Here is a 26,168-nt window from a genome sequence, read left to right as displayed (position 1 = left end):
AAGAATGCAATCATTAAAATATATGATCCTGTTGTGCCTGTTCGCGTATCACGCGCAGGCACAACAGCAAACACCCAACAGGTCTGCCATCCGGCAGGGCCTTTCTGATACGGCATTGCTGGAACTGGTACAACAGCAAACCTTCCGTTACTTCTGGGACTTCGGTCATCCCGTTTCTGGTATGACACGGGACCGCAGCAGCAAGGCATATGATCGTGGCGATGATGTAGTGACCACCGGTGGCACCGGCTTTGGTGTAATGGCCATCGTAGTAGCCACCTCGCGTCAATGGATTACCCGGGAAGCAGCGCTGAACAGACTCCTGACTATCATCGATTTTTTACGGAAAGCAGATCACTATCACGGCGCATTTCCTCATTGGCTCAACGGCCGTACAGGAAAAACCATCCCCTTCAGCAGGAAAGATGATGGCGGCGACCTCGTAGAAACTTCCTTTCTGTTTGAAGGACTTTTAACCGCACGGCAGTACTTTGACCGCAATACACCCCGCGAAAAAGAACTGCGTGATAAAATCAACTGGACCTGGCAGGAAGCAGAGTGGGACTGGTATACGCGTGATGGACGAAGTGTATTGTACTGGCATTGGAGTCCTAACAACGGATGGAGTATGAACCATGAAATCAGGGGATGGAACGAATCCCTCATGACATATGTGCTGGCAGCATCTTCACCCACCTATCCCGTGAAAGCAAGTGTGTATCATCAGGGGTGGGCCAGCGGCAGATCTTTCCTCAACGGCAGAGAATTTTTCGGAATAAGGTTGCCGCTCGGGTCTGATTTTGGCGGCCCGCTTTTCTTTTCACATTATTCCTTCCTGGGACTTGATCCCCGCGGGTTAAAAGACCGTTACGCCGACTATTGGGAACAGAATAGCAACCATACGCGGATCAACCGCGAATACTGCATACGTAATCCAAAGGGGTTTAAAGGCTATAGCGCTGATTGCTGGGGACTCACCGCCAGCGACACCTATGATGGTTACAATGCACACTCACCGGAAAACGACTTCGGTACCATTACTCCCTCTGCTGCCTTATCTGCATTTCCCTACACACCGGAATATTCCATGCAGGCCCTGAAATACTTTTATTACAAGCTGGGAAAAAAAATATGGAGCCAATATGGATTCACAGATGCTTTTAATGAAACACAGCAATGGTACGCCTCTTCACACCTGGCCATTGACCAGGGGCCTATCATTGTGATGATAGAGAATTACCGCAGCGGTTTATTGTGGCAGCTTTTTATGAGCTGCCCGGAAATACAAACCGGATTAAAAAAACTGGATTTTACGAGTCCGCAATTAAAATAAGTATATGAGAGCATACCTTCTGCTATTGGTAATATGTCTGCTATCACAGGAACGGCTACACGCACAAACCACCTATTGTAACCCGATGAATATTGACTATGGATACTGCCCCATTCCCAATTTTACGGAATGGGGCAAACACAGGGCTACCGCCGATCCTGTCATAGTGACCTATAAAGGCGACTATTATCTTTTTTCTACCAATCAATGGGGCTACTGGTGGAGCGAAGACCTTACGCAGTGGCATTTCATTGCCCGCAAATTCCTGCAGCCCTGGCATCATGTATATGATGAATTGTGCGCGCCGGCCGTTTGGGTGACCGGCGACACTATGATGGTATTTGGCTCCACCTATACCAGTGATTTCCCTATCTGGATGAGCACCAACCCCAAAGGCAATCAATGGAAAACGGCGGTAGACTCATTCGCAGCAGGTGGCTGGGATCCCGATTTTTTCCTGGATGATGATGGAAGACTGTACCAATACAACGGTAGCAGTAACAGCTATCCGCTTTATGGAGGAGAAGTGGATAAACAAACGCTGCAACTGAAAGGCGCCAGAAAAGAGTTATACCTCCTGAACGATGAACGGTACGGCTGGCAACGATTTGGCGAATATATGGACAACACTTTCCTGGACCCGTTTATAGAGGGCGCCTGGATGACCAAACATAATGGAAAATATTACCTGCAATATGGAGCACCCGGAACAGAATTCAGTGGCTACGCCGATGGTGTGGTAGTGAGCGATCATCCGCTCGGGCCTTTTATCCCCCAGGCGCATAATCCTTTTTCCTTTAAACCAGGAGGATTTGCCCGTGGCGCCGGCCACGGCAGCACTTTCCAGGATACCAAAGGCAACTGGTGGCATGTATCTACTACCGTGATAGCTGTAAAAAACAGTTTTGAAAGAAGGCTGGGCCTATGGCCTGCAGGTTTTGATAAAGACGATGTGCTATATAGCAACACCGCCTTCGGAGATTATCCACACCGTATTCCACGCGATACTAACGTGAACGGACATACTGACTTCCGCATGGATCCCTCCTTTACCGGCTGGATGTTGCTGAATTACAATAAACCTGTAACCGTATCTTCCACGCTCGGAGGCTATCTTCCCAACAATGCGGTGGACGAAAACATTAAAACCTATTGGAGCGCGGTTAMCAGCAACAAGGGCGAATGGATACAAAGCGATCTGGGTACCGTAAGTACTGTAAACGCCATACAAATCAACTACGCCGATCAGGATGCTCCTTTCATGGGCAAACAACTGGATATCTATCATCAGTATATACTCCGTTATTCAACAGATGGAAAAAGATGGCAGGTGCTGGCAGATAAAAGTCATAATAAAACGGATGTGCCACACGACTACATTGCTTTACCAGAGCCGGTAAAAGCCAGGTATGTCCGATTGGAAAACATACATATGCCGGGTGGAAAATTTGCGATCAGCGGACTGCGGGTATTTGGTAACGGCAACGGCCAAACGCCGGACACCGTAAAGTCATTCATGGTACTACGCACAGAGAAGGATAAACGCAGTGCCTGGATTAAATGGCAACCGGTAGACAATGCCTATGCTTACAACATCTACTTCGGCACTGCACCGGATAAATTATATGGTTGTATCATGGTGCATAATGCCAATGAATATTACTTCAAAGGAATGGATAAACTGCAGCCTTACTATTATTCCATTGTGGCGATCAATGAAAACGGTATTTCGGCGGGTAGTAAGGTGGTCAAAGCGGAATAGTCATATCCCTGCTTTGGCATTGCATTACAAATTCAAAATGCGTAAATTTCGGAATCCGTAAATAATTGTATCTTATTCTATATCCTTTCCCGTTATGCAGCAGGAACACTCACTCAGAAGTAGTCATTGGTTTGCCCGTGGAGGCAAAGACGGTTTTATTTACCGCGCCTGGCTGAAAAAGCAGGGCATCCCCGCTTATGAGCTGGAAGGAAAACCCATTATCGGCATTTGTAATACCTGGTCGGAGCTCACACCTTGTAATTCACATTTCAGGGAGCTGGCGGAAGCCGTAAAGCGTGGCGTACTGGAGGCTGGCGGTTATCCGCTGGAGTTCCCGGTGATGTCGCTCGGTGAAACGTTGATTAAGCCCACAGCGATGCTATACCGCAACCTGGTAAGTATGGATGTGGAAGAATCCATCCGCGCCAACCCGCTGGATGGGGTGGTATTATTATGCGGTTGTGATAAAACCACGCCGGCGTTGGTCATGGGCGCCTGCAGTGTGAATATACCCACGATTGTTGTTTCCGGCGGTGCTATGCTCACCGGCAGACACCGGGGGCACCAGATCGGCACCAGTGATATCTGGCGGTTCAGTGACGATGTAAGGGCAGGTCGGATGACCAACGAAGAACTGATGCTGGCAGAAGCCGGCATGTGCCGCAGCGACGGCCACTGCGCGGTAATGGGTACCGCCTCCACGATGGCCTGTATGGTAGAATCTCTCGGACTGTCCCTGCCACAAAACGCCGCTATTCCCGCACCGGATGCTGCACGTAAAGTGCTGGCTCAACTCTCCGGCGCTGAAATCGTGAAAATGGTACGCGAAAACAGGCGTTTGTCAGATATCCTTACCAGGGAAGCCTTTGAAAATGCGATCCGCGTAAATGCTGCCATAGGTGGCTCTACCAACTTTGTCATTCACCTGCTGGCCATAGCAGGACGCATCGGGGTAGCACTGAACCTGCAGGACATGGATACCTTTTCCGCCAACATCCCGCTGATTGCTAACCTCCAACCATCAGGGAGTTATTTTATGGAAGATCTTTACTATGCAGGCGGACTTCCGGCTGTGATCAACATCCTGCTCGATCATCTGCACAAGGATTGTATCACTGCCAACGGCAAAACCATCAGCGCCAATTATGCACATGCAGTCAGCTATAATAAAGAAGTTATTTCCCCGCTGGACAATCCCTTCAACGCTGTTTCCGGTATCGTGGTGTTAAAAGGAAACATCTGCGAACAGGGTGCGGTGATTAAACCTTCCGCTGCCAGCCCGCATCTGATGCAACATACCGGCAAAGCTGTCGTGTTTGAAGACATTGACGATTATAAAAAACGGATCGATGATCCTGCACTGGAAGTAGATGAAAACAGTATCCTGGTACTTAAAAATGTAGGCCCTAAAGGCTACCCCGGTATGCCGGAAGTAGGCAACCTGGGCTTGCCCGCCAAACTGTTGGCGAAAGGCGTTACCGACATGGTACGCATCTCCGACGGACGCATGAGCGGCACCGGGTTTGGCACCGTTGTACTGCACGTATCGCCGGAAGCAGCTACCGGTGGCACCCTCGCCGTTATCCGCGATGGAGATATGATTACCCTGGACGTGCATAACCGCCGCCTCCATGCAGATATTACACCGGCGGAAATTGACAGCAGAAAAGCATCCTGGAAAGCGGTATATCCACAATCTACCCGCGGGTATGTGCAGCTGTACCAGCAGCATGTAGAACAAGCCCATTTGGGTGCGGACCTTGATTTCCTGAAAGGTAGCTCCGGCAGCGAAGTCACCAGGGATTCCCATTAATAAAACGCGCAAATCACCCGTTATGCAATTCGAACATAAAGTAGCTATCGTTACCGGCGCAGGCCAGGGAATAGGATTTGAAATATGCAAACAGCTGGTACAAAGAGGCGCCATCGTAATACTGAATGATATCGATGAAACGCTGGCCAATAACGCCGCCGATGCTATCACCAGCGATAAAGGCATTTGCATTGCCATGCCGGGCGATTCCAGCGATGTAAACTTTATACAGCAAATGGTCAGGGTGGCTGTTACCCGCTATGGCAGCATCGATATTGTCATTGCCAACGCAGGCATCACCCTGTTTGGCGATTTCTTTACTTATACACCCGCTGCTTTTTCCAGGGTCATGCAGGTAAACCTGGGTGGTTCTTTTTTCCTCGCACAAACGGCGGCCAACCGGATGAAACAACAGGAACAGGGCGGCGCCATCCTGTTCATGTCTTCCGTTACCGGCCACCAGGCCCATAAAGACCTGGCCGCCTACGGCATGAGTAAAGCCGCGCTCGAAATGCTCGCTAAAAATTTAGTGATAGAACTATCTCCCTATAAAATTACCGTGAACACCATTGCACCCGGCGCTACACTCACAGAACGTACGCTCGATGATCCTGCGTATGAAAAAACCTGGTCTGCATTAACACCGATGGGGCGACCGGCACTTACACTCGACATTGCCAATGCGGCCCTTTTCCTGGTATCAGATATGGCCCGGCATATTACCGGCCAAAGCCTGATCATTGATGGCGGCTGGACGAGTATCAGTCCCTCACCTTTCTGAGGAGTAGAAAGGGAGAAAGCGAAAAGCTATTGTTGCGAAGATACCAGCGAATATTTTTATCAGCAGCACATTCATATAGGCACTGCCGTTAGTGTTTCCTTGCTAACAGGCAGCTACTACTATTCAGGAAGCCACCCTCCTACTAGTCCCTGTCCGCAATCAGCTCCAGCAGCTCTTTCGCATTTAACCTGCCTGACTGATCACTGCCTTCGAGCAGTTGATCGGCCAGATCTCTTTTGCTATTATGCAGCTCAATAATTTTCTCTTCAATCGTATGTTGTGCTACTAACCTGTAAATAGTTACCGGCCTGGTTTGCCCGATACGATGTGCGCGGTCAGAGGCCTGCTCTTCAATAGCCGGGTTCCACCACGGATCCATATGAATCACATAATCCGCCGCAGTTAAGTTAAGCCCCAGTCCACCTGCTTTGAGGCTGATCAGGAACAACTGCCCTTTGCCTGCCTGGAAATCTTTCACCAGCTTATCCCGCTGCGACATCGGCGTGCTGCCATCAAGATAGAGATAAGTAACGCCCATGGCATTCAATGCTTCCCTCACGAGGTCCAGGTGTTTTACAAACTGGCTGAATACCAGCGCCCGGTGGTTATTGGAGATCAGCTCTTCCACAATTTCCCGGAACACGGCTAATTTAGAAGAAGCGATATCTGTTTCTGCATCCACCATCTGCGGGTTGCACGCGGCCATTCTCAGGCGGCTGATCTCTGCCAGTGCACGGATATGTTGTTGGGCCATACTGCCCTCCTGCGCCTTGATATTTTCCAGGGCTTTGCGGCGCAAGGCCTCGTAAAAGGCCGCTTCGTCCGGCGACAAACTCACCAGCTTCACGATCTCTGTTTTGGGTGGCAGCTCATCCAGCACACCGGTTTTGGTACGGCGCAGGATAAATGGCGCGATCAGCTTTTTCAAATGCTGCTTCACCGTACTTTCCGGATTGCGTACAGACGGGAATACAAACTGTTTATTAAAATGATCCAGTGTACCGAGTAAGCCGGGATTCAGGAAATTAAACAGGTTCCAGATCTCTCCCATATGATTTTGTATAGGCGTACCCGTTAGCATGAGTTTAAACCCTGCCTGCAGCGACATGGCGGCTTTGGACGTTTTTGTCTGGAAGTTTTTAATGGTATGCGCTTCGTCCAGCACGATGGTAGGCCATTTCACAGAAGACAACAACTGCTCTTCTGCCTGAAGCAAACCATAGGTAGTGATGACCACATCAAAAGAACCGGCGCCTTTTACCAGCGCAGCCCTGTTACCATTGTGCAGGTATATTACATTCAATGAAGGAGCAAACCTGTTTATTTCATTGCTCCAGTTGCTCACCACAGAAGCGGGACAGATCACCAGCGCAGCACCTTCCTGCCCCCGGTGCAGGAGCAGCGAAATGGCCTGGATGGTTTTACCCAATCCCATATCATCAGCCAGGCAAGCACCGGCTCCCCAGGCCGCCAGGTGGGTCATCCAGCGGTAGCCCTCTTCCTGGTAGGGCCGCAGCGTTGTTTGCAGGGTAACTGGTACCGGCGCCACCAATTCCATGGCAGTACTGCGTTTGAGGGAGAAGGCTTTCCAGGCAGCATCTGTGGTAACGCTACCTGCCTGCTCCAGCAATTCGTCCAGCACCGTTGCCGCAAAAGGTTGTATGCTTACGGTATTACGATCTATTTTCGCAACGCTGGACATTTCGTTCAGGCGCCTGCGTAAGTCGGCCGTTAGCGCCAGGTATTCGCCGTTCTGTAAGGCAATAAATCTTTTCTTAACAGTACGGGTGGTATCCAGTAAGTCTTTCAGTGCCAGCACAGTGGTTTCATCTACCTTCAGCTCTCCATCGCACATAAACCAGTGGTCCTTTTCTTTCAGTGAAATACTCAGGTGAGAAAAGCCGGCCTGGTGCCTGATTTTATAACGCTCGCCTTCCGGCCATTCTGCCCTTACCAGCTCCGGATGTTCTTTAATGATTTCCAGTAGTTGTAAGCAGTCCAGCGGATCTTCAAAAATGATGGTATCATCGGAAAGATCCTGTGCAATAGCTCCCTGGATAAGGTTCATCAACGCAGTGATATTACTTTTCTCTTTGGCCAGGTCCCGGATGGCCTGCCAGCGTTCTCCGTTACTGATGCCGATGATATTATGTGCACCCGTGCCTGGTTTGCAATAAGGCGGATCCATCGTAAATGGCTTTACATATATTCCTGCTTTCAGACCTTCTCCAAGTGGCAGCAACTGTATTACGATACGGCTGTCGCCCGGGCGCTTATTGATGTTGGCTGCAATATCTCCCATATCCGCATGGATAGTCAGATGTGCACCAATGCTTTTTAATACCTGTATCAGTTTATCTTTTCCTGCGGCCGGCACCATGGGTATCTGTTGCAGTGTTTGCAACAACCGCCGCTGCTGGGCAGTAAGACTGATCACTTTCAGCCGGGTATTGGTTTCTTTTACAAACACCGTTTCACTGATATAGTCGGCTATGTTGGCACTAAACGTATATCCATGACCGTTTTTGTTCACACTCAGCTCCGGTTGTGCTTTTACTATTTCCACAGAAATAGTGGGATCATCTGCGGAAAATAAAAGCGGATGCCCCGCAATTTCCTGCCATACGGTTTCTGCGAAAGAAAACGATTCGCCATCATAGTTATAGTAATGATCTTTTTGTACAGTATTGCCTATACGAAAATCCTGATCGGTCATGGCTTCCGCCTTTCCATCTTTCAGCTTCTTCAATGCCACATTTCTGCCGGCGCTCCAGGTGTTTGCTCCCTGCGAAGTTTGCAGTACCGGTTGTATTTTATAGTGATCAAAATCTATCAGGTAGATTAACCGGGAGGCCACCACATTCTTTTCTTTTTTGGTAAGATGGCTGTCTGCCCCCAGTAATGTATTCAAAAGCCGCTCCCAGTCGGGTGTTTGTTCCATCTGTGAAAATACCGGCGGATGGCCGGTGATGGCAGCAGCTTCCTGGAACTGACTTTCATAACCTGCGTAATCATCTCCCTTAAATAAATATAAATATTCGTAGGTCAGTAGCCGGTAGTGGCGTTCCATGCCCAGGCTCAGCAGGTGCCCCGCCTGTGGGCTGAAGGTGCGTAATAATCTGCTTTTCGGGTGCATTAGCTGCAAACACAATATCGCCAGGTAGCTTAACAATTTGCTTTCCGCCCCTTCCAGTAAAATCAATAACAGGTTATCCGCTTTTTCTTTACGCCCTGCGTGAAAATGCAGGAGACAAATGGCCGGAGTAAAAGCGGGTAACAGCTTTCGTTCGTAAGCGGCCACTATTTTTGTGATCAGCGGGTTCACCTTTTCACCAGGCAATACCGCCAATGTGAATGCATAATAAAAAGAAAATACCGGGGATAAAGGCAGGATATTTTTCTTATCGTACTGCCGTTGCCGTTTGATTCCTTTTTCAAACTGCGCAAGGGCTTTTTCCGGTTCACCACCATACAATAATATGACCGCCTGCGCATAAAAATCATCGGCAGATGTATCTGCCGCAGGCAAATTAAAATGTCCCTGCAGAATAGGCAACTCGGGAAAACCGACCGCATATTGCTGACGAAATGCTTCCAGCTCAGCTACCGGCGGCATTTTCAGCAGGTTATACTTCAATGCATAGGAAGCCATACTGTTTACACTTGCCTGGCTAAAAAAGGGCAACAGCTCCGCATATGCCTGGAAGTACAACAGGTAGGATAAGTACGGCTGGTATTCATCCAGTTCCAGCTCGAGCTTTTTCACAGGGGCTGATAATAAAAAGCGGTCGCCGGTAAAATAAGCGGTGAGTAGTTGTTGCAGGTCCTGCAAACGTGCACTCAAGCTATAAAAAACATGAATGGCATGGCGGGATCTGCCCTTCAGGACAACATATTGCGGCCGGCCTATATTTTTCGGAAATAGTAAAAAGTTCAGTTCCGGTATCAATGCGTAGTTACCCGTTACATTTTTGACGGCCAGCCCGGTCGTCACCAGGTGCTTTAGTATCACGCTGATCTCCGTGCCCTTCACTTCCCTGACCCGGTTTACTGCGTCTGTAATGGTGAATGTTTCCAGTGGATACAGGTACACAGACATCACATCCATCACCAGCCGGGTATGGCTTTCCTGTGATTCATATTGCTGCAGGTAGTAGCTTTCGTTTACCATGGCTGCAAATTTAGCGGATTATGGGGAGTGGGGCGGTTTTTAAATAATGGCGTTGGAATTTATACCGGATTTCCCCCGGCATCCTAAAATTATTTTTCCAGCGCGGCAACCTTTTCCCTGTTTTTTGCGAATAAGGATGCGTACCGGATTGCCAAACCTTGCTGACCAACGGCAGGCAATTGCGTATTTATCTTTCATTTTCAAAAAATTTTAATCAGCATGAACTGCGTAACAAACACCTTATTCTCATGGATAGCTGTGGCCGGCATTGTGGTTTTCAGCGCCTGCGGCGGAAATGACAACAATAACCCGGATAAACCAACACCTAAACCCGTTGTACAAATCACTACCAGCGCCACAGTTGGCGCACATATCTCTGATGTGGATGGTAATTCTCTCTATTATTTCTCCAACGATTTCAACGGCGCCAACAACTGCAGTGGCGGATGCGCAGCGGTATGGCCTATTTATTACGCCGGCGACAACCTGGCACAGGCCGCACTGGGCACCGGTTTAGATATCAAGGATTTCAGCACCATTACAACTACTGACGGCAAAAAACAAACTACCTACAAAGGATGGCCGCTGTACTACTATGCGCCAAACGTAAATGGTACTAATGTCCGTGAGGCTGCTGGTGAAACAAAAGGTGAAGCGGTAAATAACGTGTGGTTTGTAGCCAAAACAGACTACTCCATACAACTGGTAAATGCTCAACTGGTAGGTGCTGATGGTAAAAAATACCTGGCGGACCATACAGAAGGTACCGGCAAAACCCTCTACTTCACCGATGGTAAGGGCATTACACTCTATGCTTTCAGTATTGATAAATTCAATGTCAATAAATTCACCAAAGCAGATTTCTCTAATAATGCGGTGTGGCCTATTTATGAAACAGATCAGATCGTTGTGCCTTCTATACTCGACAAAACACTGTTTGGCAGCATCACCGTATTTGGTAAAAAACAATTGACCTACAAAGGCTGGCCACTGTACTACTTCGGACAGGACACAGGTGTAAGAGGCGCCAACAAAGGCGTTAGCTTCCCGGCGCCGGGGGTCTGGCCTGTTGTTACCAAAGATGTAGCAGCAGCTCCGCAGCCATAATAATCAGCACAGTACCGGCTTTATCCAAAGCCGGTACTGTTGATAACATTTTATGCTTAATCTTGCATCGTACTTATCTGCTCCAACGATGCTGAACGACATCTCACATTTCCTGGATGAATTAAAACAACACGAAAAACTCGCTATCCGCATTAGTTCCCATGAAATGGGATTTTTAACGAAAGAAGTGAAAGAACGGTTCAGACAACCCCATCGCAAAACGCATTACTTCTTCATGTTCCTGCTGAAAGGAAGCGCTACCCACCTGGTTGATCTGCAAAAAAACGCCCTCCATCCGCAGCACCTCTTATTCGTGTTGCCTCACCAGATCCACCAGCTGCCCCCGGCCAGTCAGGGGCCCTCTGAAGCGATGGAATACTTTAAGCTCAGCTTTGATCAGCATTGTTTGTCGATGTTACCAAAGGCATTTCCATTCCTCGTAAATCCCCTCCACCGGCAACATATTATTTTTTCACCTGCTGCCGCAGAAAGACTGGAGTGGATTTTTAAGATGCTGGCGCAACACCTGTCCGTTAAACACACCCCTGCCCAGCTCATTCTTACCCACCTGGATACCCTGCTCACAGAAATCAATCATGCCTATTTCCTGCAGGATCCGGAACAAGGAAGAATGGATGATAAACTCAAAAAATATATTGCCTTCAAACTGATGGTAGAAAAGGATCTCCCGGAACAGCCACCTGTGGCTACCATTGCCAGGCAACTGGGCATCAATACCACCGCATTGTACAATATAGTGACCCGATATGCGGGGGTTTCTCCCAAAACTTTTGTGAACAACCGCCTGATACTGGAAGCACAGCGGAAGCTATATTATGCGGAAGGATCCGTTAAAGAAATCGCTTTTGATCTTGGATTCAATGATCCGGATTACTTTTCCCGGTTATTCCGGAAGGTGACGGGTAAAACTGTTTCTGCCTTTACGGCCGAAATAAAGGATTTGTCCGGTAGTTAAGATGATCCGTCCAGTCTCCCCCAGGTTGGGTCAACGATCTTTGTGCTGTTAAAAACAACAGATCATGAAAACACTTACAAGAGAACTCGGAAAAGGTGGACCATCCGTAGCTGCAATAGGACTGGGCTGCATGGGTATGTCCGGTGTATACGGACATACAGCAGATAGCACTTCCATCGCCACCATTGAAAGAGCGTTGGAGCTGGGAGCCAACTTCCTCGACACCGCAGATTTTTACGGGATGGGACATAATGAAGAACTGATTGCCAAAGCGATCCACGGCAAAAGAGATAAAGCATTTCTGAGTGTTAAAACGGGCGTCCAGCGTGTACCAGGGAAAAACGGGCAGCATGGTTTTGGTCCGGTGAATGCCAGCCCGGATTATTTGCGCAATGCCGTATTGTATAGCTTGCAGCGACTGAAGACAGATTACATTGATTTGTACACGCCGGCCAGGGTAGATCCGAAGGTACCGATAGAAGAAACCGTGGGGGCACTGGCGGACCTGGTAAAGGAAGGTATTATCCGTTATGTGGGCCTGTCGGAAGCATCCGCTGCTACGATCAACAGGGCACACCAGGTGCATCCCATTGCTGCGTTGCAAATAGAGTATTCGTTGTGGAGCAGGGATATTGAAGCCGAAGTATTACCCACCCTGCGCACCAACGGCATAGCTCTGGTAGCCTACTCACCGTTAAGCAGGGGATTGCTGAGCGGCACTATACGTACACCGGAAGATTTAAAGGATTACCGGGTACATATGCCGCGTTTCCAGGGAGATAATTTTAACAAAAACCTTTTACTCGTAGAAAAAGTACAGGAGCTGGCGCAACAAAAGGGATGTACTCCTTCGCAGCTGGCAATAGCCTGGGTATTGGCACAGGGAGAAGATATCATMACCATACCAGGTACCACAAGAATAACTAATCTGGAACAAAATATTGCTTCGCAGGAAGTAAAGTTATCTGCTGCCGAGCTGGCGGCCATGGAAGCTATTTTCCCTGCAGGAGTTGCCTCCGGAGCACGTTATGGAGTGCAGCAAATGCAGTCGTTAAATGGATGACGCATGCACCGATAAAATAAAACGCTTCAATTAAGAAAATGAGGCTAATCTCTTCTGCTTTCAACAGTATATACAAAGCTGTCGGCCCTGTAATAGCCCAGGTTGTATTCAATGGGGCGTTCGCCCTGGTCGTATACAAACCGTTTCCTGAAAAGAATAGGGCTGCCAGCTTCCAGTTCCAGTTTGGAGGCAATAAATTTATCGGCCGTTTTAGCGCTGATTTCTTCTTTGGATAAAGTGGCGATCGTCATGTAATCTTTCTCGAGGATATCGTACAGCGGCCGTTTAAAATCCTCTTCTCCTGTTAATCCTACGCGGGGATGGAAATAAGAGATGAAATAAACGAAAGGTCCTTCCGCTTTGCCTCTCAGGCGTTCCAGCTTCAACACTTTTTTGGAGGGACCGATTTCAAAAAAGTTAGCAATCGTTTCATCCGGCAATACCCAGGTAACATGCAGCTCGAAATTTTTTATAGAAATTCCGCGGGCTGTCATTTCCTGCGTAAAGCTTAACCAGTTCTTTGATTTAGAGCTGATGGCTGCTTCTGCTACTTTTGTACCTACTCCCTTTTTCCGGGTCAGTAACCCTTCGTATACGAGTTTATTTAAAGCATGACGCAATGTAGATCGGGAAATAGCCAGTTGTTTTGCTAACTGTACTTCATTAGGTAAAAATTTTCCACCGGCGTATTGTGGATCTTTGATCATGTTTCGCAACAGGTTTTCAGCCTGAATATGAAGGGGTAGAGGATTTTTATGATCTATACTCAAATTCATGCCTGCAAAGCAACTGGAAAATAACTAGAAAAACAATTTTCAGCCCCCTTATTTTAGTATATATGTATGGTCATAGAAAAAAATGACATCGATGTCATTTTTTCAAATTAAATAAACAATTGGCATTTACAGGTGTTATAATCAACTAATTAATGCAATAAAGGAATATTCCACACTTGTGAAAAACTTTTCTTGCATTAATAATTTAATGTTTCTATGTTTGTACATAATATCCGGGGCCACATTATGAAAAATTTGATTCCCATAATCGCAGGTATTACCCTTCCTGTTTTCTTCACGGAAAACACGCATGCTCAAAATAATCAACAAACGGTCCTCGAGGCGTCTATTCTTAGAAACAGCCAACCGGATACCGTACAGTCCCAGGCATTCCAATACCTTCCAGTTACCGGCAATAAGGGCCTCTTTTTTTTTGCCCTCAGTGATAAAACGATTTTGCAAGGCATGGACGGGACTTTGGAGTTACCATATCCGGGTATTTATCAGCACGCAGGCAACCATATATGGTCTGGTAACCGAATGATACAAACCCTCATAAAAAATGGATGTACACCCGAAGCTGTTGATGAACTTAAACCCGTGACGGATTACGTCATTGCTCATCAGGACTTCTACGAATGGCACAACGTTAAGACAGGCACACCTAAAGGTTCAGGAAATTTCAGAGGAGAAACAGGCGTATTACCCAATGCTATCACCCAACAAAAAAATGGGCGGTAAATAACAGAATAGTAAACAATTACGGCTGTTCATTTATTATTCAACCAGATCTATCTGAATTAAAAACTTGTTATTACAAAAAACTTGTTATTACTATGATTCAACGCTAAATCAACTTGTAAAGGTGGGGTTTCCATGTGCACTGTAATCCCACGCACATTATCAACTAAACGAACGATTTACCGGCTATTATTCCATCATCTCTAAAGACTTGTTATGAAAACAAAACTTGTTTATGTGCTTGCATGTATACTACTCTCCATGCATGCTATGGCCCAGATTAAAATAAGTGGCAAGGTCACCAATGCTGCGGACGGGAGCGAGATCCCTAATACTACGGTGGCCATTAAGGGTACCGTAAAAGGTACCATAGCAGACGCCAAAGGCTTCTACACAGTAACAGTACCCGATGTTAATGCAGTCCTCATATTTTCCTTTACAGGATTTGCTACGAAAGAAGTGAAAGTAGGTAACCAAACTGTTATCAACGTAGTATTATCGGAACAGGCCAATACACTGAATGATCTCGTGGTGATTGGTTATGGTTCCGTAAAAAAATCCGATCTGACCGGCGCTGTCACCTCTCTCAAGGCAGAACAGATCATGGATGCACCAGTACCCAACATTTCACAGGCATTGCAGGGTAAAGTGCCCGGCGTGGATGTAAACGTTAACAGCAGTGCTCCGGGACAGGCAGCAAAAGTACGTATCAGGGGTATCGGCTCTGTCAACTCCTCCCTCGATCCACTCTACGTAGTAGATGGTGTGGCGGGTGTAGATGGTAACGCCATCAACCCCAATGATATCGCCTCCCTTGAAGTATTGAAAGATGCATCTTCCACCGCCATCTATGGCGCCAGAGGTGCGAACGGTGTGATCATGATCACCACCAAACGCGGTAAACCCGGTCCTACCCAGGTAAGCTATCAGGGCGACCTGAACGTAAGCACCCTGTCCAGGCACCTTAAAACACTGAATTCAGATGAATTTGTAAAAGTATATAACGAAGCATTTGTCAATGCCACCAAATTTGACCCGGCACATGGTACCTGGGCTCCTCCGGCGGCGCTCAATCATCAGAATTTCCCATTGCTGTTTGATGCCAACGATAAACCCATTTATAATACCAACTGGGAAAAAGAAGTATACAAACCAGCCGTGTCTACCAGCCACCAGCTGAACTTCCAGGGTGGCAACGAAAAAATGCTCTACAGCGCATCACTTGGCTTCCTGAATCAGAATGGTTTAATGACAGAATCCTGGTTCAGAAGATATTCTGCCAGGCTCACTTTCGACAATGATGTAAAAGACTGGCTGAAAGTAGGCGGTAGCCTGAATATCATTTCCAGCAAACAACGAATGATTTCCGATGGTAACGGTTCGCTGAACGTAGCCAGGATGGTAACGGAAGAAGTACCTATTGTACCTGTAAGATATCCTGACGGTACCTGGGCTGGTAATAATGATATTGCCGGTCTGGAAGGAGGTCCCAACCCGGTACATATTGCGCAGAACCGGTATACACTGAACAATCAGCAACATACACTGGGTAATGTTTACCTGCTGTTCCACATTACCAAAGAGCTGGATTTTAAAACAGATTTTGGTTATGACCTGGTCAGCAACAAAGCCAACTACTACTCTGCCGGTGACTTGCCTCACCTGTCGCAGGATCAGGGTGGTGTAGCCAGAATTACCAATGACTACAATAAATACTGGCAGTCAGAAAGCTATTTTACCTATAACAAACAGTTCAAAAATAACAGCTCTTTAAATGCAGTAGCCGGTCTCTCCTTCCTCAAATATTCAGGAGAAAATGACCTCGTGGAAACGCAGAACTTCCTGTCTGATTATTTCCAGTGGAATAGTCTGGCAGCAGGATCTGTACGTTCCAATGCCACCTCGCTGACTACCCCCTGGGACATGAACTCCTATTATGGACGTGTTAACTACAGCCTGCACAATAAATACCTGTTTACCGCTACCGGCAGATATGATGGTTCTTCCAAATTCAGTCCGGGTAAACAATTTGCGTTCTTCCCCTCTGTTGCCGCTGCATGGCGTGTGTCAGAAGAAGAATGGCTAAAACACAGCAAATTTATCAACAACTTAAAAATCCGCGCCAGCTACGGGCTTACCGGTAACCAGGAAATCGGTCAGTTCCAGAACTTTGCACAGTACAGACCAGACCAAACGGTGTTAAGTGGCGCCAATCAACCCACATTAGTGCCCGGCTATATCGGTAACCCAAATCTTAAATGGGAAAAATCCAACCAGGTGGATGCAGGTATAGAACTCTCTGTTTTACAAAGCCGTATTAACCTGAGCGTAGATTACTATAACCGCACTACCAAAGACCTGTTACTGGCAGCGCCTATTCCATGGTCGGCCGGTATGTTCAATGCGAATGTGTACAAGAACGTAGGATCTGTGAGAAACAGAGGTTTTGAAGTAAGTCTGAATACCGTGAATATTCAAAACTCCAACTTTACCTGGACCACTAATTTCATTTTCGCTTCCAACAAAAACAAAATATTAAACCTCAATGACGGTAATGCAGACATCTTCCCCGGACCAAACTTCCTGGGTCAGACCAACGTATTGCGGGTAGGTCAACCTATTGGTTCCTTCTATGGCATGACCAGGCTGGGTACCTACGGCTCTGATGAAGCAGCAGAAGCAGCCAAACATTCCCTGCTGCCAGGCGACAGAAAGTATATTTATGACGCCAATGGTAATCCATCCTATAGCATCATAGGCCGGGCCTATCCTAAGTGGACTGGTACTTTTAGTACTAATTTCAAATACAAAGGATGGGATCTTACCTGTGATATACGCTTTGTACAAGGTGTGAATACAGCTGCTACCTTTAAACATTCTACAGAAGACCGTCAAACACTGGCGAACAGTCTGGCTACCGTGCTAAATGCGTGGACACCTAATAACCAGAACACCTCCATTGCACAGGTGCGCAGCTATAAATTCACACAGGATTCTCACTTTGATACCTGGTGGGTAGAAGATGGTTCTTACATCCGTGGCCAGAACTTTACACTCGGCTATACATTCCCGGATGCTTTCATGCAAAGAAGTCATATCACAAAATTCCGTATTTACGCCAGCGTGCAAAACCTTTTCCTGATCACCAAATACACTGGTTACGATCCGGAAGTAGATACATTTAACAGCACCTATGGCGCCAACATCGGCTTCTCTCAGAACATTGACTTCTTCCCTTATCCACGCCCACGCGTGTGGAACATGGGTGTAAATCTTAACTTTTAGCAGCGTTGCGTTTAACCATTGATGTGATATCATTTTAGTGAATTAAAAAATCTGAAAATGAAAACGACAAAACATATATTAATCGCGTTGCTGGTGTTGCTCAGTTGCTCCTGCAAAAAATTCCTGGAAGAAAAACCAACTAACTTCCTCACGCCGGATGCTGACCTTACCAGCCCCAAAGTGGCCACCGCTTTTACAAATGGTTGTTATCAGAATCTCCCGGGTTTAATCTGGGGCCAACCTTCTTCTTACGGAGGCAACACCTACAACCTGATGGAGTTTATGACCGGTAAGGCCAACAGTGATCTTGGGCAAACAGGTTTTATCAACTTCCAGAATCTCAGCTACAATATCACCTCGTTTTATGTAGACACCTGGTGGCAACGTTTATACCTCGGCGTAGGCGCGTGTAACCTGGCCATTCAGAACATTCCGAAGGCCATACAACCCGCTGCCACTACTACTAACCAGCTGGCTGCCGCCAGAACACTGCGTGCACTGTATTACTTTTACCTGGTAAGACTGTATGGCGCTGTTCCTAAGGTAACAGTGGTACCCACCGTACCTACCCCCGATAATCTGAATCTGTCACGTACGCCTGCCAAAGCCATCTACGACAGTATCATTATTCCGGACCTGGTAGAAGCGGCAAAATCAACACTGCCATGGAAAGACAATACCGGCCGTGTGACCATGAGCTTAGTACAAACGCTGCTGGCTGATGTATATCTTACTTATGCAGGTGCGGCTATCAATGGCGGCAATCAGTATTACGCTCTGTCGGCAGCAGCTTCCAAAGCGGTAATCGCCAACAGTGGCGCCACGCTTTTCAATACTTATACGGATATGATTAATCCGCAGAATAAAAACATCGGCGAATTCATTTTCCAGGTGCAGTATGCAGCCTCTGTACCTTCAACCAATCCGCTGACACCCCTCACCATTCCCAACTACGCAGGCATCTCCAAATATTCTGATGAATATGGATCCGTATATCCCACCCCTCAGTTTATAAAGTCATTCCCTGCAGGAGATAAACGCGCACAGGAGAGACAATTTTTCTATACCAAGTATAGAAAAATGAACAGCACCGATACGGTTACTTTCAAGAATACGTACATCTACAAATTCTTTGATTCACTGGCGGTGGTAAATACTGCTAAGTCTGATCTTAACTTTACCATTTATCGCCTCGCCGATGTATACCTGATGTATGCAGAAGCGTCTAACCGTGCAGAAGGCGGCCCTAATGCCGATGCCCTTAAATATGTGAAGGCGATCCGCGATCGTGCCAACCTGGGGCCTTTACCTGCGGGCATGTCTCAAACCGCTTTTGAACAGGAAGTATGGCTGCAGCGGTACTTCGAATTGTGCTTTGAAAATAAAATGTGGTTCGATATGATCCGAACCCGGAAAGTACATAATGATGTTACCGGCAACTGGGATAACTTCATCGGACATACCACCGTGTTTAATGCCACTTTTGCGGAAAAGAATTTGTTGTTCCCCGTTCCTAAACAGGAATTGGATGTGAACCCAAATCTTTTACCCAATAATCCCGGCTTCTAGTAGAAGCGGAAAGCAGAAGGCATAAAGCCAAAAGCTATTGAAGCGAATGACCTGGGCGAATATTATTTTCCGCTCAGGTCATTCGCTTCAATAGCTTTATGCTTTATGCTTTGTGCCTTCTGCCTTTTGCCTACCGCACCTCAAATACCGTCAATACGGCCGAATGATCGGAAGCCCATACATCATCGATTTCCGGTGCTGTTCTGATGATTTTGGAAGATACCGCCTTAATGCGCGGCCCTTTATAGTAAATAAAATCTATCCTGGAAGTTTGCAGATGTCCGTAAATAGCGGCAAAGGTACCAGCAGGATGTGCGACTTCATCCGGTTGAAGTTCGCGGTAACTGTCGAAGTAGCCCTTTCTCAGCATCAGCTTCGATACAGGTAATTCCACCGGGCCATATCCATAATGCAGAAATGCCGCTCTGCCGGTCCAGTCCAGGTGACTGCCGGAATTAAAATCCCCGGCCAGGATAACAGGTAATGTAGTATCAGCCTGCCAAACCGGGTCTATGTCCTGTTCCATATTTTTACGTGCATCCGTTTCCGCCAGTTCACTATCTTCTGCTACCCAATCAGCGGTATTGTATCCGGGTGTGGGATAAAAATCAGTATACTCATGTTTATAGGCATATCGCAACCACCAGTTGCCCATCAGTATTTTCCGGTTGCCGGGTAACTGAATGGTAGCAGTATTCGATTTAAATTTATCATTGGAGGGATGTGCGACCAGCGGATACCGGCTGAAAAGAGCCAGGTTAGCGCCCGGAGCAGATGTTTGCAACTGGAATCCCAGGGAGTCCCTCAACATTTGCTGGGTGCCATAAGCTTCCTGCATGGAAATAATATCCGCATTTGTTTTAACGAGTAATTCTTTGATCCGGTTTTGCCCGTTGTTCCCCACATGTACACCACCATGCCAGATATTCCATTGCAATAACCTCACGATATGCGGATTAGTAGCGGAGGATGCCACCACTGTTTTCACAATATTGGAAGGCGCTTCTTCCGGTGTGTACTTAATCCCATTCAATGAAAAAGAAGCCACTGCTGCATGCAGGGTATCTCCGGGCGCAGCATCGGCCTTCACATCGAAGGTTACCAGGAAATAATTCACCCCGTCTTTCAGGGTATATCCATCTGCCGGAGGCAAAGTAAAAATCATTTTCCGGACCGGTGTTTTTCCAGCGCCAAACAGCTCTTTGTCAGCGACAGTACGGGGCGTTTGCCCCGCCTCATAAACATGCACGGCGGCCACATCTTTGATAGTGGAGGCATGCGATAAGTCCAGTTGCAACGCTGTTAACTTCAGCGGAGCAGTGGTACCGTTCACCACTATACGTAGTTTTAGTACCGCATCGCCTTTGCTGCCCTGATCGGCATCCCATTCACTTTGAATGGTCACGGCATTAAATAGTTGTTGTTTGGTAGAGGGTATTACAAATAGCGGGTTATCATTTTTCACCAGAACGGCCAGCGGCAGTTTCCCCTTGTATTTTTTACGGGTATTCCGCATATGATATGCCTGATGACCTTTTCCCACGAGGTTCAGACAAACATCATCAGCCATATCATCAAAAGTATAGTATCCTTTCAGTGCGTTGAAATTGGGGTGGCGGGTGGTAAGCGGCTGGTACATCCACTGCCGCAGCGTTGCCGGAGCAAGGGCAGTGGTCCAGATGCGGACCTCATCAATGGTGCCACCAAAGGTGCTGGAGTCCTGGTCATTAGTGCCGATGGCACCGGGCAGGATATCCACTGCTACTTTTGCGCTGCCTGCTTCTTTACCATCAATATATAACCTGGTTTCATTACCATCACAGGTAGCGGCTACGTGGTGCCATTTGTTATCCAGTACTTCCGGCGCCGTAATATTCGCCTTGGCACAATGCAAATGCCCGTTTTTAAGCATCAGGGGGAGATTGTCGATGTTGGGGTATTCTGCATACTCCCCTCCTCCTATAATCGCTTCCTTATTTTTCCAGTTGTTGTCATCCCCTTTAATCCAGGCTTCCAGTGTCCATTGCCGGCGGATAATGTCCATGCCTATGCAGGGATTATTATCGTTGCCATCCAGCAGTAATGCATTATTCCGGGACTGCGCATTGGAAAGGATACCTGAAAACAGGCAGATACCGACGAAGAATAGTTTTTTCCAGCAACGGAAAAACAGGTTGACTTTCATTGTTCACTATTTTCACAAGTATAAAATAATTCAGCGATAAATGGAGAAATTAACAGGCCCGGCGCTAAAACAAACAGCGGCGCTCCTTTAAAGAGCTGCCGCTGTTAATACTTACTTATACTTACTGTGCCGGATTGTCCAGCAGCGGGCGGGGATCGAAGATTACCAGGAATTTACTGATTTTGTTATCTGCCAGTTCATACAAGCCGCTGCAGAAAATGGTTTTGTCGCCCATGTTAACGTCATAATAGAGACTCACATCCTGGCCGTCTGCAAATGCTTTTTTAACCGTGTACTTAAATTTCATGCGTGACATATCCGTCAGGTAGGTGTCTGCTCCGTTACGGCTTCCCAGCACGCCGGTGAAAGTAAAATCATCCTGCAGATATTGCCGGGCCGCTGTAAAATCTTCATCGTTCAAAGCCTTAATAAAAGCCAGTACCGTTTCTTTTGCGTTGGTGGTTGTTGCTACACTCATGTTTTTAAATTTAAAGTTTCTATCGTGTTGTAAAATTCGCGCGATTCCGGGAGATTCACCTGTGACGTTCGTCACAAAGCATTCCTTATCCTCTTCTGGCACGGATACGGCTCAACGTTTCCCGGGCTACGCCCAGGTAGGAAGACAACTGTGTTAACGACACCCGTTGTACTACCTCCGGGAAATGTTCCTCCATGTACTCGTATCGTTCCAGTCCTGTCATGAGTTTATATATGGCGGCATGCTGTTCCTGCCTGGCCGCAATCCCCTGCAGGCATTTCCTGCCCAGCGTTTCAATATCCGGGTCTTTGATGGCCGCAGCATACAATAGCTGCTTATCAAACCGCACCGCTGTTAGCGCTTCCATTGCCTGAATAGCATGCGCGGATATTTCGCCCCGGGCAAAACTGTTGATATTGGTGGCGATATCATTTTCAAAAAAGAAAGCGGTGTTGATATCTTTTCCGTCTTTATCGTAAAAAGCCCTGCAACAGCCTTTGCTGATATAAAACAGCGACTGGCATACCTTACCGGTTTCCAGCAGGTATTCATCTTTTTTGAATTCCACGATGCTGAGTGCCGGATACAGCACTTCCCAGTTTTTATCTGTATAAAGGGTGAGCGAATAAATGTAATCCAATACATTTTTCGCCGCTATGTTATTAAGGTCAAACATCCGGTCATAGGATTTAAAACAGGAAGGTAGTATTGAAAAAATTATCTTCCTAATGTAAATCAACTAAATAGAAAACTGTATTACTTCTAAATGGTTATTTTTTTGCATATGCCGGTATCATTATCTCGATAAAAAGAGATCATCATTTTTTTTGTACCATTGTGATACTAAACATCCTACTATGAAATATTTTGTAACCCTGCTCTTTGCAGCAATTCCGTTTGTTGTGCATGCGCAACAGAACCCTCCCATTTACGAAGTCACTGGTAAAATAGGTATTGGTACATCCACCCCTACACAAAAGCTCGAGGTAGCGGGCAATATTCTGGCTAATAATGGCGCACTGACAAGTATCCGGGTGGATTCTGTCAGCCAGATCGGCGGATATCTTTCGTTGGTTAATCCATTCAAAACCGCGCTTGGACAAGGCCAGCGATGGAGTATTTACAATATGACCGGCCCTGGCTATGGTAACAGTCTTCAATTCTGGAACTATGATAGTAAAGAATGTGCGGCAGGTGGTATGTGTGCCAACAGATTTACTATTATGGACGATGGCAAGGTAGGTATCAATACTTCCAAACCACAAACAGAACTGGCTGTTCGCGGTACTATTACCGCCATGAGAGTAAAAGTAACCACGACAGGTTGGGCAGATTTTGTTTTTGATGAACACTATGTATTACCATCACTGGCGGAACTGGAAAAACAGATTTTAAAAGATAAACACCTGCCAGGAATACCTGCCACAGCGGAAGTTGAAAAAGATGGACTGGATCTTGGCGACATGCAACAAAAACACATGCAGAAAATTGAAGAGCTTACCCTGTATGTTATTCAGCGCCTCTTCTGTAGTTGCATTACTGTAGTAACGTCATCAATGCTTTATAATAATTTTCATACCCATTTTCCGCAGTACTCAGAAACAGATAGGGCTCAATCATTTCCAGTTCCATCAGGTAAAACTCGCCATCTTTAATAAGTCCATCTACCCTTACATATAAAGAGCCTTTCCCGAAATGATCTACATAGGCTTCGGCTTTATGAATAAACACATCGGTGGTTGCCGCCGTGCTGATGGAGCCTCCATGATAATGTTGTACCCTGAAATCACCTTGTTTGGGTGTTTTTAACACCGTGTGGCTAAACACTCCCCCGAAAAAAACAAATGACCACTCTCCTTCCTCAATCTCGTTCAGATAAGGCTGTACCAGGTAATCTTCTGTTTGCAATAAAGCAGTCAGCTGATCACGTTTTTCTTCGATTGCCTCCACAGTAAGCAGCATCGTATTTTTGGCACCAGCGCTTACGCAGGGCTTCACTACAATTTTATCGGTATTCCACAGCGAAAAAAAAGACTTCCAGTCTGGGGTTTCACCCTTTTCAATCAGCTTGCTGGGGATAATAGGTAATCCGGCGGCGGCTATTTCAAGGAGGTATTTTTTGTTGCTGTTCCATGCAATCATTTCAGCGGAATTCAACAACTGCACACCAGCTTGCTCCGTGGCCTTTAACCAGGCATAGAATGTATCAATCTGATCATGATAATCCCAGGGTGATTTTATGATGGCCACATCATATTCCTGCCAGTTTATTTCCGGCGCATTCCAGACAACAGAAGTAATGTCGAGGCCCTTCTCCTGTAGAAATTTCAGCAATTGTTCATCTTCATTCACGGTGACGCCTGCAGTATATCGTGCTTGTTGCTGATAGGTCACCAGCGCTATTCTTTTATTCATAGTTTCCGGCTTTATGTATTTGAGACAATCGGTTTGGTCTGCGAAAATACTTCAAAGACAGATGACTTCTTAATTATAATCTGGCTCCTTTTCTTAAATAACAAACGCTGTAAAGCAATGATGACTCATTGCTTTACAGCGTTTGTTATTTAATTACGCTCCTCAGTATCCCGGATTCTGCAACAGCAGCGGTTCATTGCGGTCTATTTCCGTTTGTGGAATAGGCCAGAATTCGTAATTATCCTGGTATTTTGTTTTAATAGTAGGTTGTAATGGATTAGGCACAAACCCATTTAGTTTTTGTGTGGCAATCCCCCATCTTCTCAAGTCGAAATAACGCAGTCCTTCCAGTGCAAACTCCACGCGTCTTTCATGCCGGATACGGGTACGCATATCCGTTTGAGATAATCCTGCGGGAAGATCCGGCATATTGCTCCGGTTCCTGACCAGTTTGATGGCCGCATACACGGAACCATCCGGCCCGGCTGCTTCATTCTGTGCTTCTGCATACATCAGCAGGATATCTGCATAACGCAGCAATACAAAATCATTGTCATCGATAGTACCGTAGTCAGGATCTACCAGACTGGGATCCAGCCATTTTTTCACAGCATAGTAACCGGTTGTCCAACTGTCTTTTCCAGGCGTGGCAACCGACAGGGCACCGGTAAAGGGCCATCCCTGCGCTTTGGTATCGCCGGGGAAAAAGAAGGTGAGCCTCATGCGGGGATCCCTGTTTTCATAAGGTTTGCCTTTAACATATACAGCGGAAGAAGCCGTGTCTTTACCATCTGCTGCTTCATATTCATTGATCAGGTCCTGTGTACCCTGTTCACCCTTCCAGCGCTGCAGGTTTACCGCAATAGCCACATCCTGGTGCAGGATATTCGGGCGCTGGTATCTTACGGAAAACAGGATTTCTTTACTGTTGTTCTGATCTGGTTTATAAAAATTGCCGGCATAGCTGCTATTAAGACTGAATTTATTAGCTGTCATGATTTCCTTTGCCAGCGCTGCTGCTTCGGCATATTTTTTCTGGAACAACAGCACCCTTACCTTATAGCCCTGTGCAGTGGCTTTCACGGCATGTCCATCACCATAAGCAACATCGGGCAGTGCGGCGATAGCAGCATCCAGATCCGTCAACACCAGTTTCAACACATCTTCTCTGCTGGATTTGGCGCGGGAAGAGGTATAATCTACGGTAAACGGATCCTCGGTGATAATAACGGTATTACCATAGAGCTGTGCCAGCCAGAAGTAGTTAAATGCCCGGAGGAAATAGGCTTCCCCTTTATAAAGGGTGAGCTTATCACCGGTGATAACTTTGCCAACATTGGCCAGGAATGAATTGGCGGCAGCGATGGCCTGATAGCTGTTTACATAATAGGCATTTACAAAATCGCCGGATTGCGGGGTAATACCCGAAATGAGTGCATTGTTCCCACCACCATAATTATATTGTCCGTAAGAATCATCTGTGAAGTTATCCCAGGCAAAAACGGAAAACTGTGAGGTAGCATAACCACCACCACTTGCATAGAGATAGTTATATAAACCAGTGAGTGCCTGGTCTGCATCCGCTGGTGTTTTCCAGAACAACGAAGAAGCCAGTTTATCAGGTGGCATCACGTCCAGCACTTTCTTACATCCGCTGAATATCATGACTGCTGCACCTGCAATTAAAAGTAAGTATTGCTGATATTTTTTCAT

Annotated in this window: 19 protein-coding genes; 11 read left to right on the top strand and 8 right to left on the bottom strand. The window is 46.8% G+C overall.

The window, feature by feature from the left end:
- Positions 1-4 precede the first annotated feature (4 nt).
- The 4 genes from AC1DCV_RS31075 to AC1DCV_RS31060 all read left to right on the top strand — a co-directional run bounded on the left by AC1DCV_RS31075 (position 5) and on the right by AC1DCV_RS31060 (position 5,689).
- Positions 5-1,333, top strand: coding sequence for a glucoamylase family protein (locus tag AC1DCV_RS31075; RefSeq protein ID WP_477026821.1), 1,329 nt, complete (start codon positions 5-7; stop codon positions 1,331-1,333).
- A 4-nt stretch (positions 1,334-1,337) separates the two neighbouring features.
- A complete protein-coding gene (locus tag AC1DCV_RS31070) occupies positions 1,338-3,095 on the top strand; it encodes a family 43 glycosylhydrolase (protein ID WP_477026820.1) in 1,758 nt (585 codons plus the stop codon).
- Between the two features lie 94 nt (positions 3,096-3,189).
- Positions 3,190-4,908, top strand: coding sequence for an IlvD/Edd family dehydratase (locus AC1DCV_RS31065; protein WP_477026819.1), 1,719 nt, complete (start codon positions 3,190-3,192; stop codon positions 4,906-4,908).
- Between the two features lie 22 nt (positions 4,909-4,930).
- Positions 4,931-5,689 (top strand): SDR family NAD(P)-dependent oxidoreductase, encoded by a 759-nt coding sequence (locus AC1DCV_RS31060; RefSeq protein WP_477026818.1) that lies wholly within the window; start codon positions 4,931-4,933, stop codon positions 5,687-5,689.
- A 142-nt stretch (positions 5,690-5,831) separates the two neighbouring features.
- On the opposite strand, the gene AC1DCV_RS31055 is transcribed toward AC1DCV_RS31060, so the two are convergent.
- Together AC1DCV_RS31055 and AC1DCV_RS31050 are read right to left on the bottom strand one after the other, a co-directional pair.
- The gene (locus AC1DCV_RS31055) at positions 5,832-9,860 is read right to left on the bottom strand and encodes a DEAD/DEAH box helicase (RefSeq protein WP_477026817.1); all 4,029 of its coding nucleotides are present in this window, start codon (positions 9,858-9,860) and stop codon (positions 5,832-5,834) included.
- Positions 9,861-9,899: 39 nt separating this feature from the next.
- Positions 9,900-10,058: a hypothetical protein gene (locus AC1DCV_RS31050; protein WP_477026816.1), complete on the bottom strand. Its 159-nt coding sequence runs from the start codon at positions 10,056-10,058 to the stop codon at positions 9,900-9,902.
- Between the two features lie 21 nt (positions 10,059-10,079).
- On the opposite strand from AC1DCV_RS31050, the gene AC1DCV_RS31045 reads away from it, so the two are divergent.
- From AC1DCV_RS31045 to AC1DCV_RS31035, 3 genes are all read left to right on the top strand, one after another.
- A complete protein-coding gene (locus AC1DCV_RS31045) occupies positions 10,080-10,967 on the top strand; it encodes a COG4315 family predicted lipoprotein (RefSeq protein WP_477026815.1) in 888 nt (295 codons plus the stop codon).
- A gap of 52 nt (positions 10,968-11,019) precedes the next feature.
- The gene (locus AC1DCV_RS31040; protein ID WP_477026814.1) at positions 11,020-11,943 is read left to right on the top strand and encodes a helix-turn-helix domain-containing protein; all 924 of its coding nucleotides are present in this window, start codon (positions 11,020-11,022) and stop codon (positions 11,941-11,943) included.
- A 64-nt stretch (positions 11,944-12,007) separates the two neighbouring features.
- Positions 12,008-13,006, top strand: a complete 999-nt coding sequence (locus AC1DCV_RS31035) for an aldo/keto reductase (protein ID WP_477026813.1) — start codon at positions 12,008-12,010, stop codon at positions 13,004-13,006.
- Positions 13,007-13,050: 44 nt separating this feature from the next.
- Here the strand turns inward: AC1DCV_RS31035 and AC1DCV_RS31030 are convergent, their stop codons facing one another.
- Positions 13,051-13,782 carry a GntR family transcriptional regulator gene (locus AC1DCV_RS31030; RefSeq protein WP_477026812.1) on the bottom strand — a complete coding sequence of 244 codons (732 nt, stop codon included), beginning with the start codon at positions 13,780-13,782 and terminating at the stop codon, positions 13,051-13,053.
- Positions 13,783-14,028: 246 nt separating this feature from the next.
- Between AC1DCV_RS31030 and AC1DCV_RS31025 the strand changes: the two genes are divergently transcribed.
- The 3 genes from AC1DCV_RS31025 (at position 14,029) to AC1DCV_RS31015 (ending at position 19,377) form a co-directional block, all read left to right on the top strand.
- Positions 14,029-14,523, top strand: a complete 495-nt coding sequence (locus tag AC1DCV_RS31025; protein ID WP_477026811.1) for a hypothetical protein — start codon at positions 14,029-14,031, stop codon at positions 14,521-14,523.
- 216 nt (positions 14,524-14,739) lie between these two features.
- Positions 14,740-17,808 (top strand): SusC/RagA family TonB-linked outer membrane protein, encoded by a 3,069-nt coding sequence (locus tag AC1DCV_RS31020; RefSeq protein ID WP_477026810.1) that lies wholly within the window; start codon positions 14,740-14,742, stop codon positions 17,806-17,808.
- Between the two features lie 57 nt (positions 17,809-17,865).
- Positions 17,866-19,377, top strand: a complete 1,512-nt coding sequence (locus AC1DCV_RS31015; RefSeq protein WP_477026809.1) for a RagB/SusD family nutrient uptake outer membrane protein — start codon at positions 17,866-17,868, stop codon at positions 19,375-19,377.
- 130 nt (positions 19,378-19,507) lie between these two features.
- Here the strand turns inward: AC1DCV_RS31015 and AC1DCV_RS31010 are convergent, their stop codons facing one another.
- The 3 genes from AC1DCV_RS31010 to AC1DCV_RS31000 all read right to left on the bottom strand — a co-directional run bounded on the left by AC1DCV_RS31010 (position 19,508) and on the right by AC1DCV_RS31000 (position 22,716).
- A complete protein-coding gene (locus AC1DCV_RS31010; protein ID WP_477026808.1) occupies positions 19,508-21,562 on the bottom strand; it encodes a LamG-like jellyroll fold domain-containing protein in 2,055 nt (684 codons plus the stop codon).
- Between the two features lie 121 nt (positions 21,563-21,683).
- A complete protein-coding gene (locus tag AC1DCV_RS31005; protein ID WP_477026807.1) occupies positions 21,684-22,040 on the bottom strand; it encodes a nuclear transport factor 2 family protein in 357 nt (118 codons plus the stop codon).
- A gap of 85 nt (positions 22,041-22,125) precedes the next feature.
- Positions 22,126-22,716, bottom strand: coding sequence for a Crp/Fnr family transcriptional regulator (locus AC1DCV_RS31000; RefSeq protein ID WP_477026806.1), 591 nt, complete (start codon positions 22,714-22,716; stop codon positions 22,126-22,128).
- Positions 22,717-22,897: 181 nt separating this feature from the next.
- On the opposite strand from AC1DCV_RS31000, the gene AC1DCV_RS30995 reads away from it, so the two are divergent.
- Positions 22,898-23,695: a hypothetical protein gene (locus tag AC1DCV_RS30995; protein WP_477026805.1), complete on the top strand. Its 798-nt coding sequence runs from the start codon at positions 22,898-22,900 to the stop codon at positions 23,693-23,695.
- Here the strand turns inward: AC1DCV_RS30995 and AC1DCV_RS30990 are convergent.
- Positions 23,577-24,455: an ATP-grasp domain-containing protein gene (locus AC1DCV_RS30990; RefSeq protein WP_477026804.1), complete on the bottom strand. Its 879-nt coding sequence runs from the start codon at positions 24,453-24,455 to the stop codon at positions 23,577-23,579. The genes AC1DCV_RS30995 and AC1DCV_RS30990 overlap by 119 nt on opposite strands.
- 162 nt (positions 24,456-24,617) lie before the next feature.
- Positions 24,618-26,168, bottom strand: a complete 1,551-nt coding sequence (locus AC1DCV_RS30985; protein WP_477026803.1) for a RagB/SusD family nutrient uptake outer membrane protein — start codon at positions 26,166-26,168, stop codon at positions 24,618-24,620.

Source organism: Chitinophaga sp. 10T418 (assembly GCF_056394125.1).
The sequence above is the reverse complement of the archived record's forward strand: the minus strand, read 5'-3'. Positions and strand labels throughout refer to the sequence as shown.

Excerpts from the sequence above, each read along its gene's own strand:
- AC1DCV_RS31075 (WP_477026821.1), top strand. The coding sequence starts at position 5 with ATGCAATCATTAAAATATATGATCCTGTTGTGCCTGTTCGCGTATCAC.
- AC1DCV_RS31065 (WP_477026819.1), top strand. The coding sequence starts at position 3,190 with ATGCAGCAGGAACACTCACTCAGAAGTAGTCATTGGTTTGCCCGTGGA.
- AC1DCV_RS31060 (WP_477026818.1), top strand. The coding sequence starts at position 4,931 with ATGCAATTCGAACATAAAGTAGCTATCGTTACCGGCGCAGGCCAGGGA.
- AC1DCV_RS31055 (WP_477026817.1), bottom strand. The coding sequence starts at position 9,860 with ATGGTAAACGAAAGCTACTACCTGCAGCAATATGAATCACAGGAAAGC.
- AC1DCV_RS31050 (WP_477026816.1), bottom strand. The coding sequence starts at position 10,058 with ATGAAAGATAAATACGCAATTGCCTGCCGTTGGTCAGCAAGGTTTGGC.
- AC1DCV_RS31045 (WP_477026815.1), top strand. The coding sequence starts at position 10,080 with ATGAACTGCGTAACAAACACCTTATTCTCATGGATAGCTGTGGCCGGC.
- AC1DCV_RS31040 (WP_477026814.1), top strand. The coding sequence starts at position 11,020 with ATGCTTAATCTTGCATCGTACTTATCTGCTCCAACGATGCTGAACGAC.
- AC1DCV_RS31030 (WP_477026812.1), bottom strand. The coding sequence starts at position 13,782 with ATGAATTTGAGTATAGATCATAAAAATCCTCTACCCCTTCATATTCAG.
- AC1DCV_RS31025 (WP_477026811.1), top strand. The coding sequence starts at position 14,029 with ATGAAAAATTTGATTCCCATAATCGCAGGTATTACCCTTCCTGTTTTC.
- AC1DCV_RS31020 (WP_477026810.1), top strand. The coding sequence starts at position 14,740 with ATGAAAACAAAACTTGTTTATGTGCTTGCATGTATACTACTCTCCATG.
- AC1DCV_RS31015 (WP_477026809.1), top strand. The coding sequence starts at position 17,866 with ATGAAAACGACAAAACATATATTAATCGCGTTGCTGGTGTTGCTCAGT.
- AC1DCV_RS31010 (WP_477026808.1), bottom strand. The coding sequence starts at position 21,562 with ATGAAAGTCAACCTGTTTTTCCGTTGCTGGAAAAAACTATTCTTCGTC.
- AC1DCV_RS31005 (WP_477026807.1), bottom strand. The coding sequence starts at position 22,040 with ATGAGTGTAGCAACAACCACCAACGCAAAAGAAACGGTACTGGCTTTT.
- AC1DCV_RS31000 (WP_477026806.1), bottom strand. The coding sequence starts at position 22,716 with ATGTTTGACCTTAATAACATAGCGGCGAAAAATGTATTGGATTACATT.
- AC1DCV_RS30995 (WP_477026805.1), top strand. The coding sequence starts at position 22,898 with ATGAAATATTTTGTAACCCTGCTCTTTGCAGCAATTCCGTTTGTTGTG.
- AC1DCV_RS30990 (WP_477026804.1), bottom strand. The coding sequence starts at position 24,455 with ATGAATAAAAGAATAGCGCTGGTGACCTATCAGCAACAAGCACGATAT.
- AC1DCV_RS30985 (WP_477026803.1), bottom strand. The coding sequence starts at position 26,168 with ATGAAAAAATATCAGCAATACTTACTTTTAATTGCAGGTGCAGCAGTC.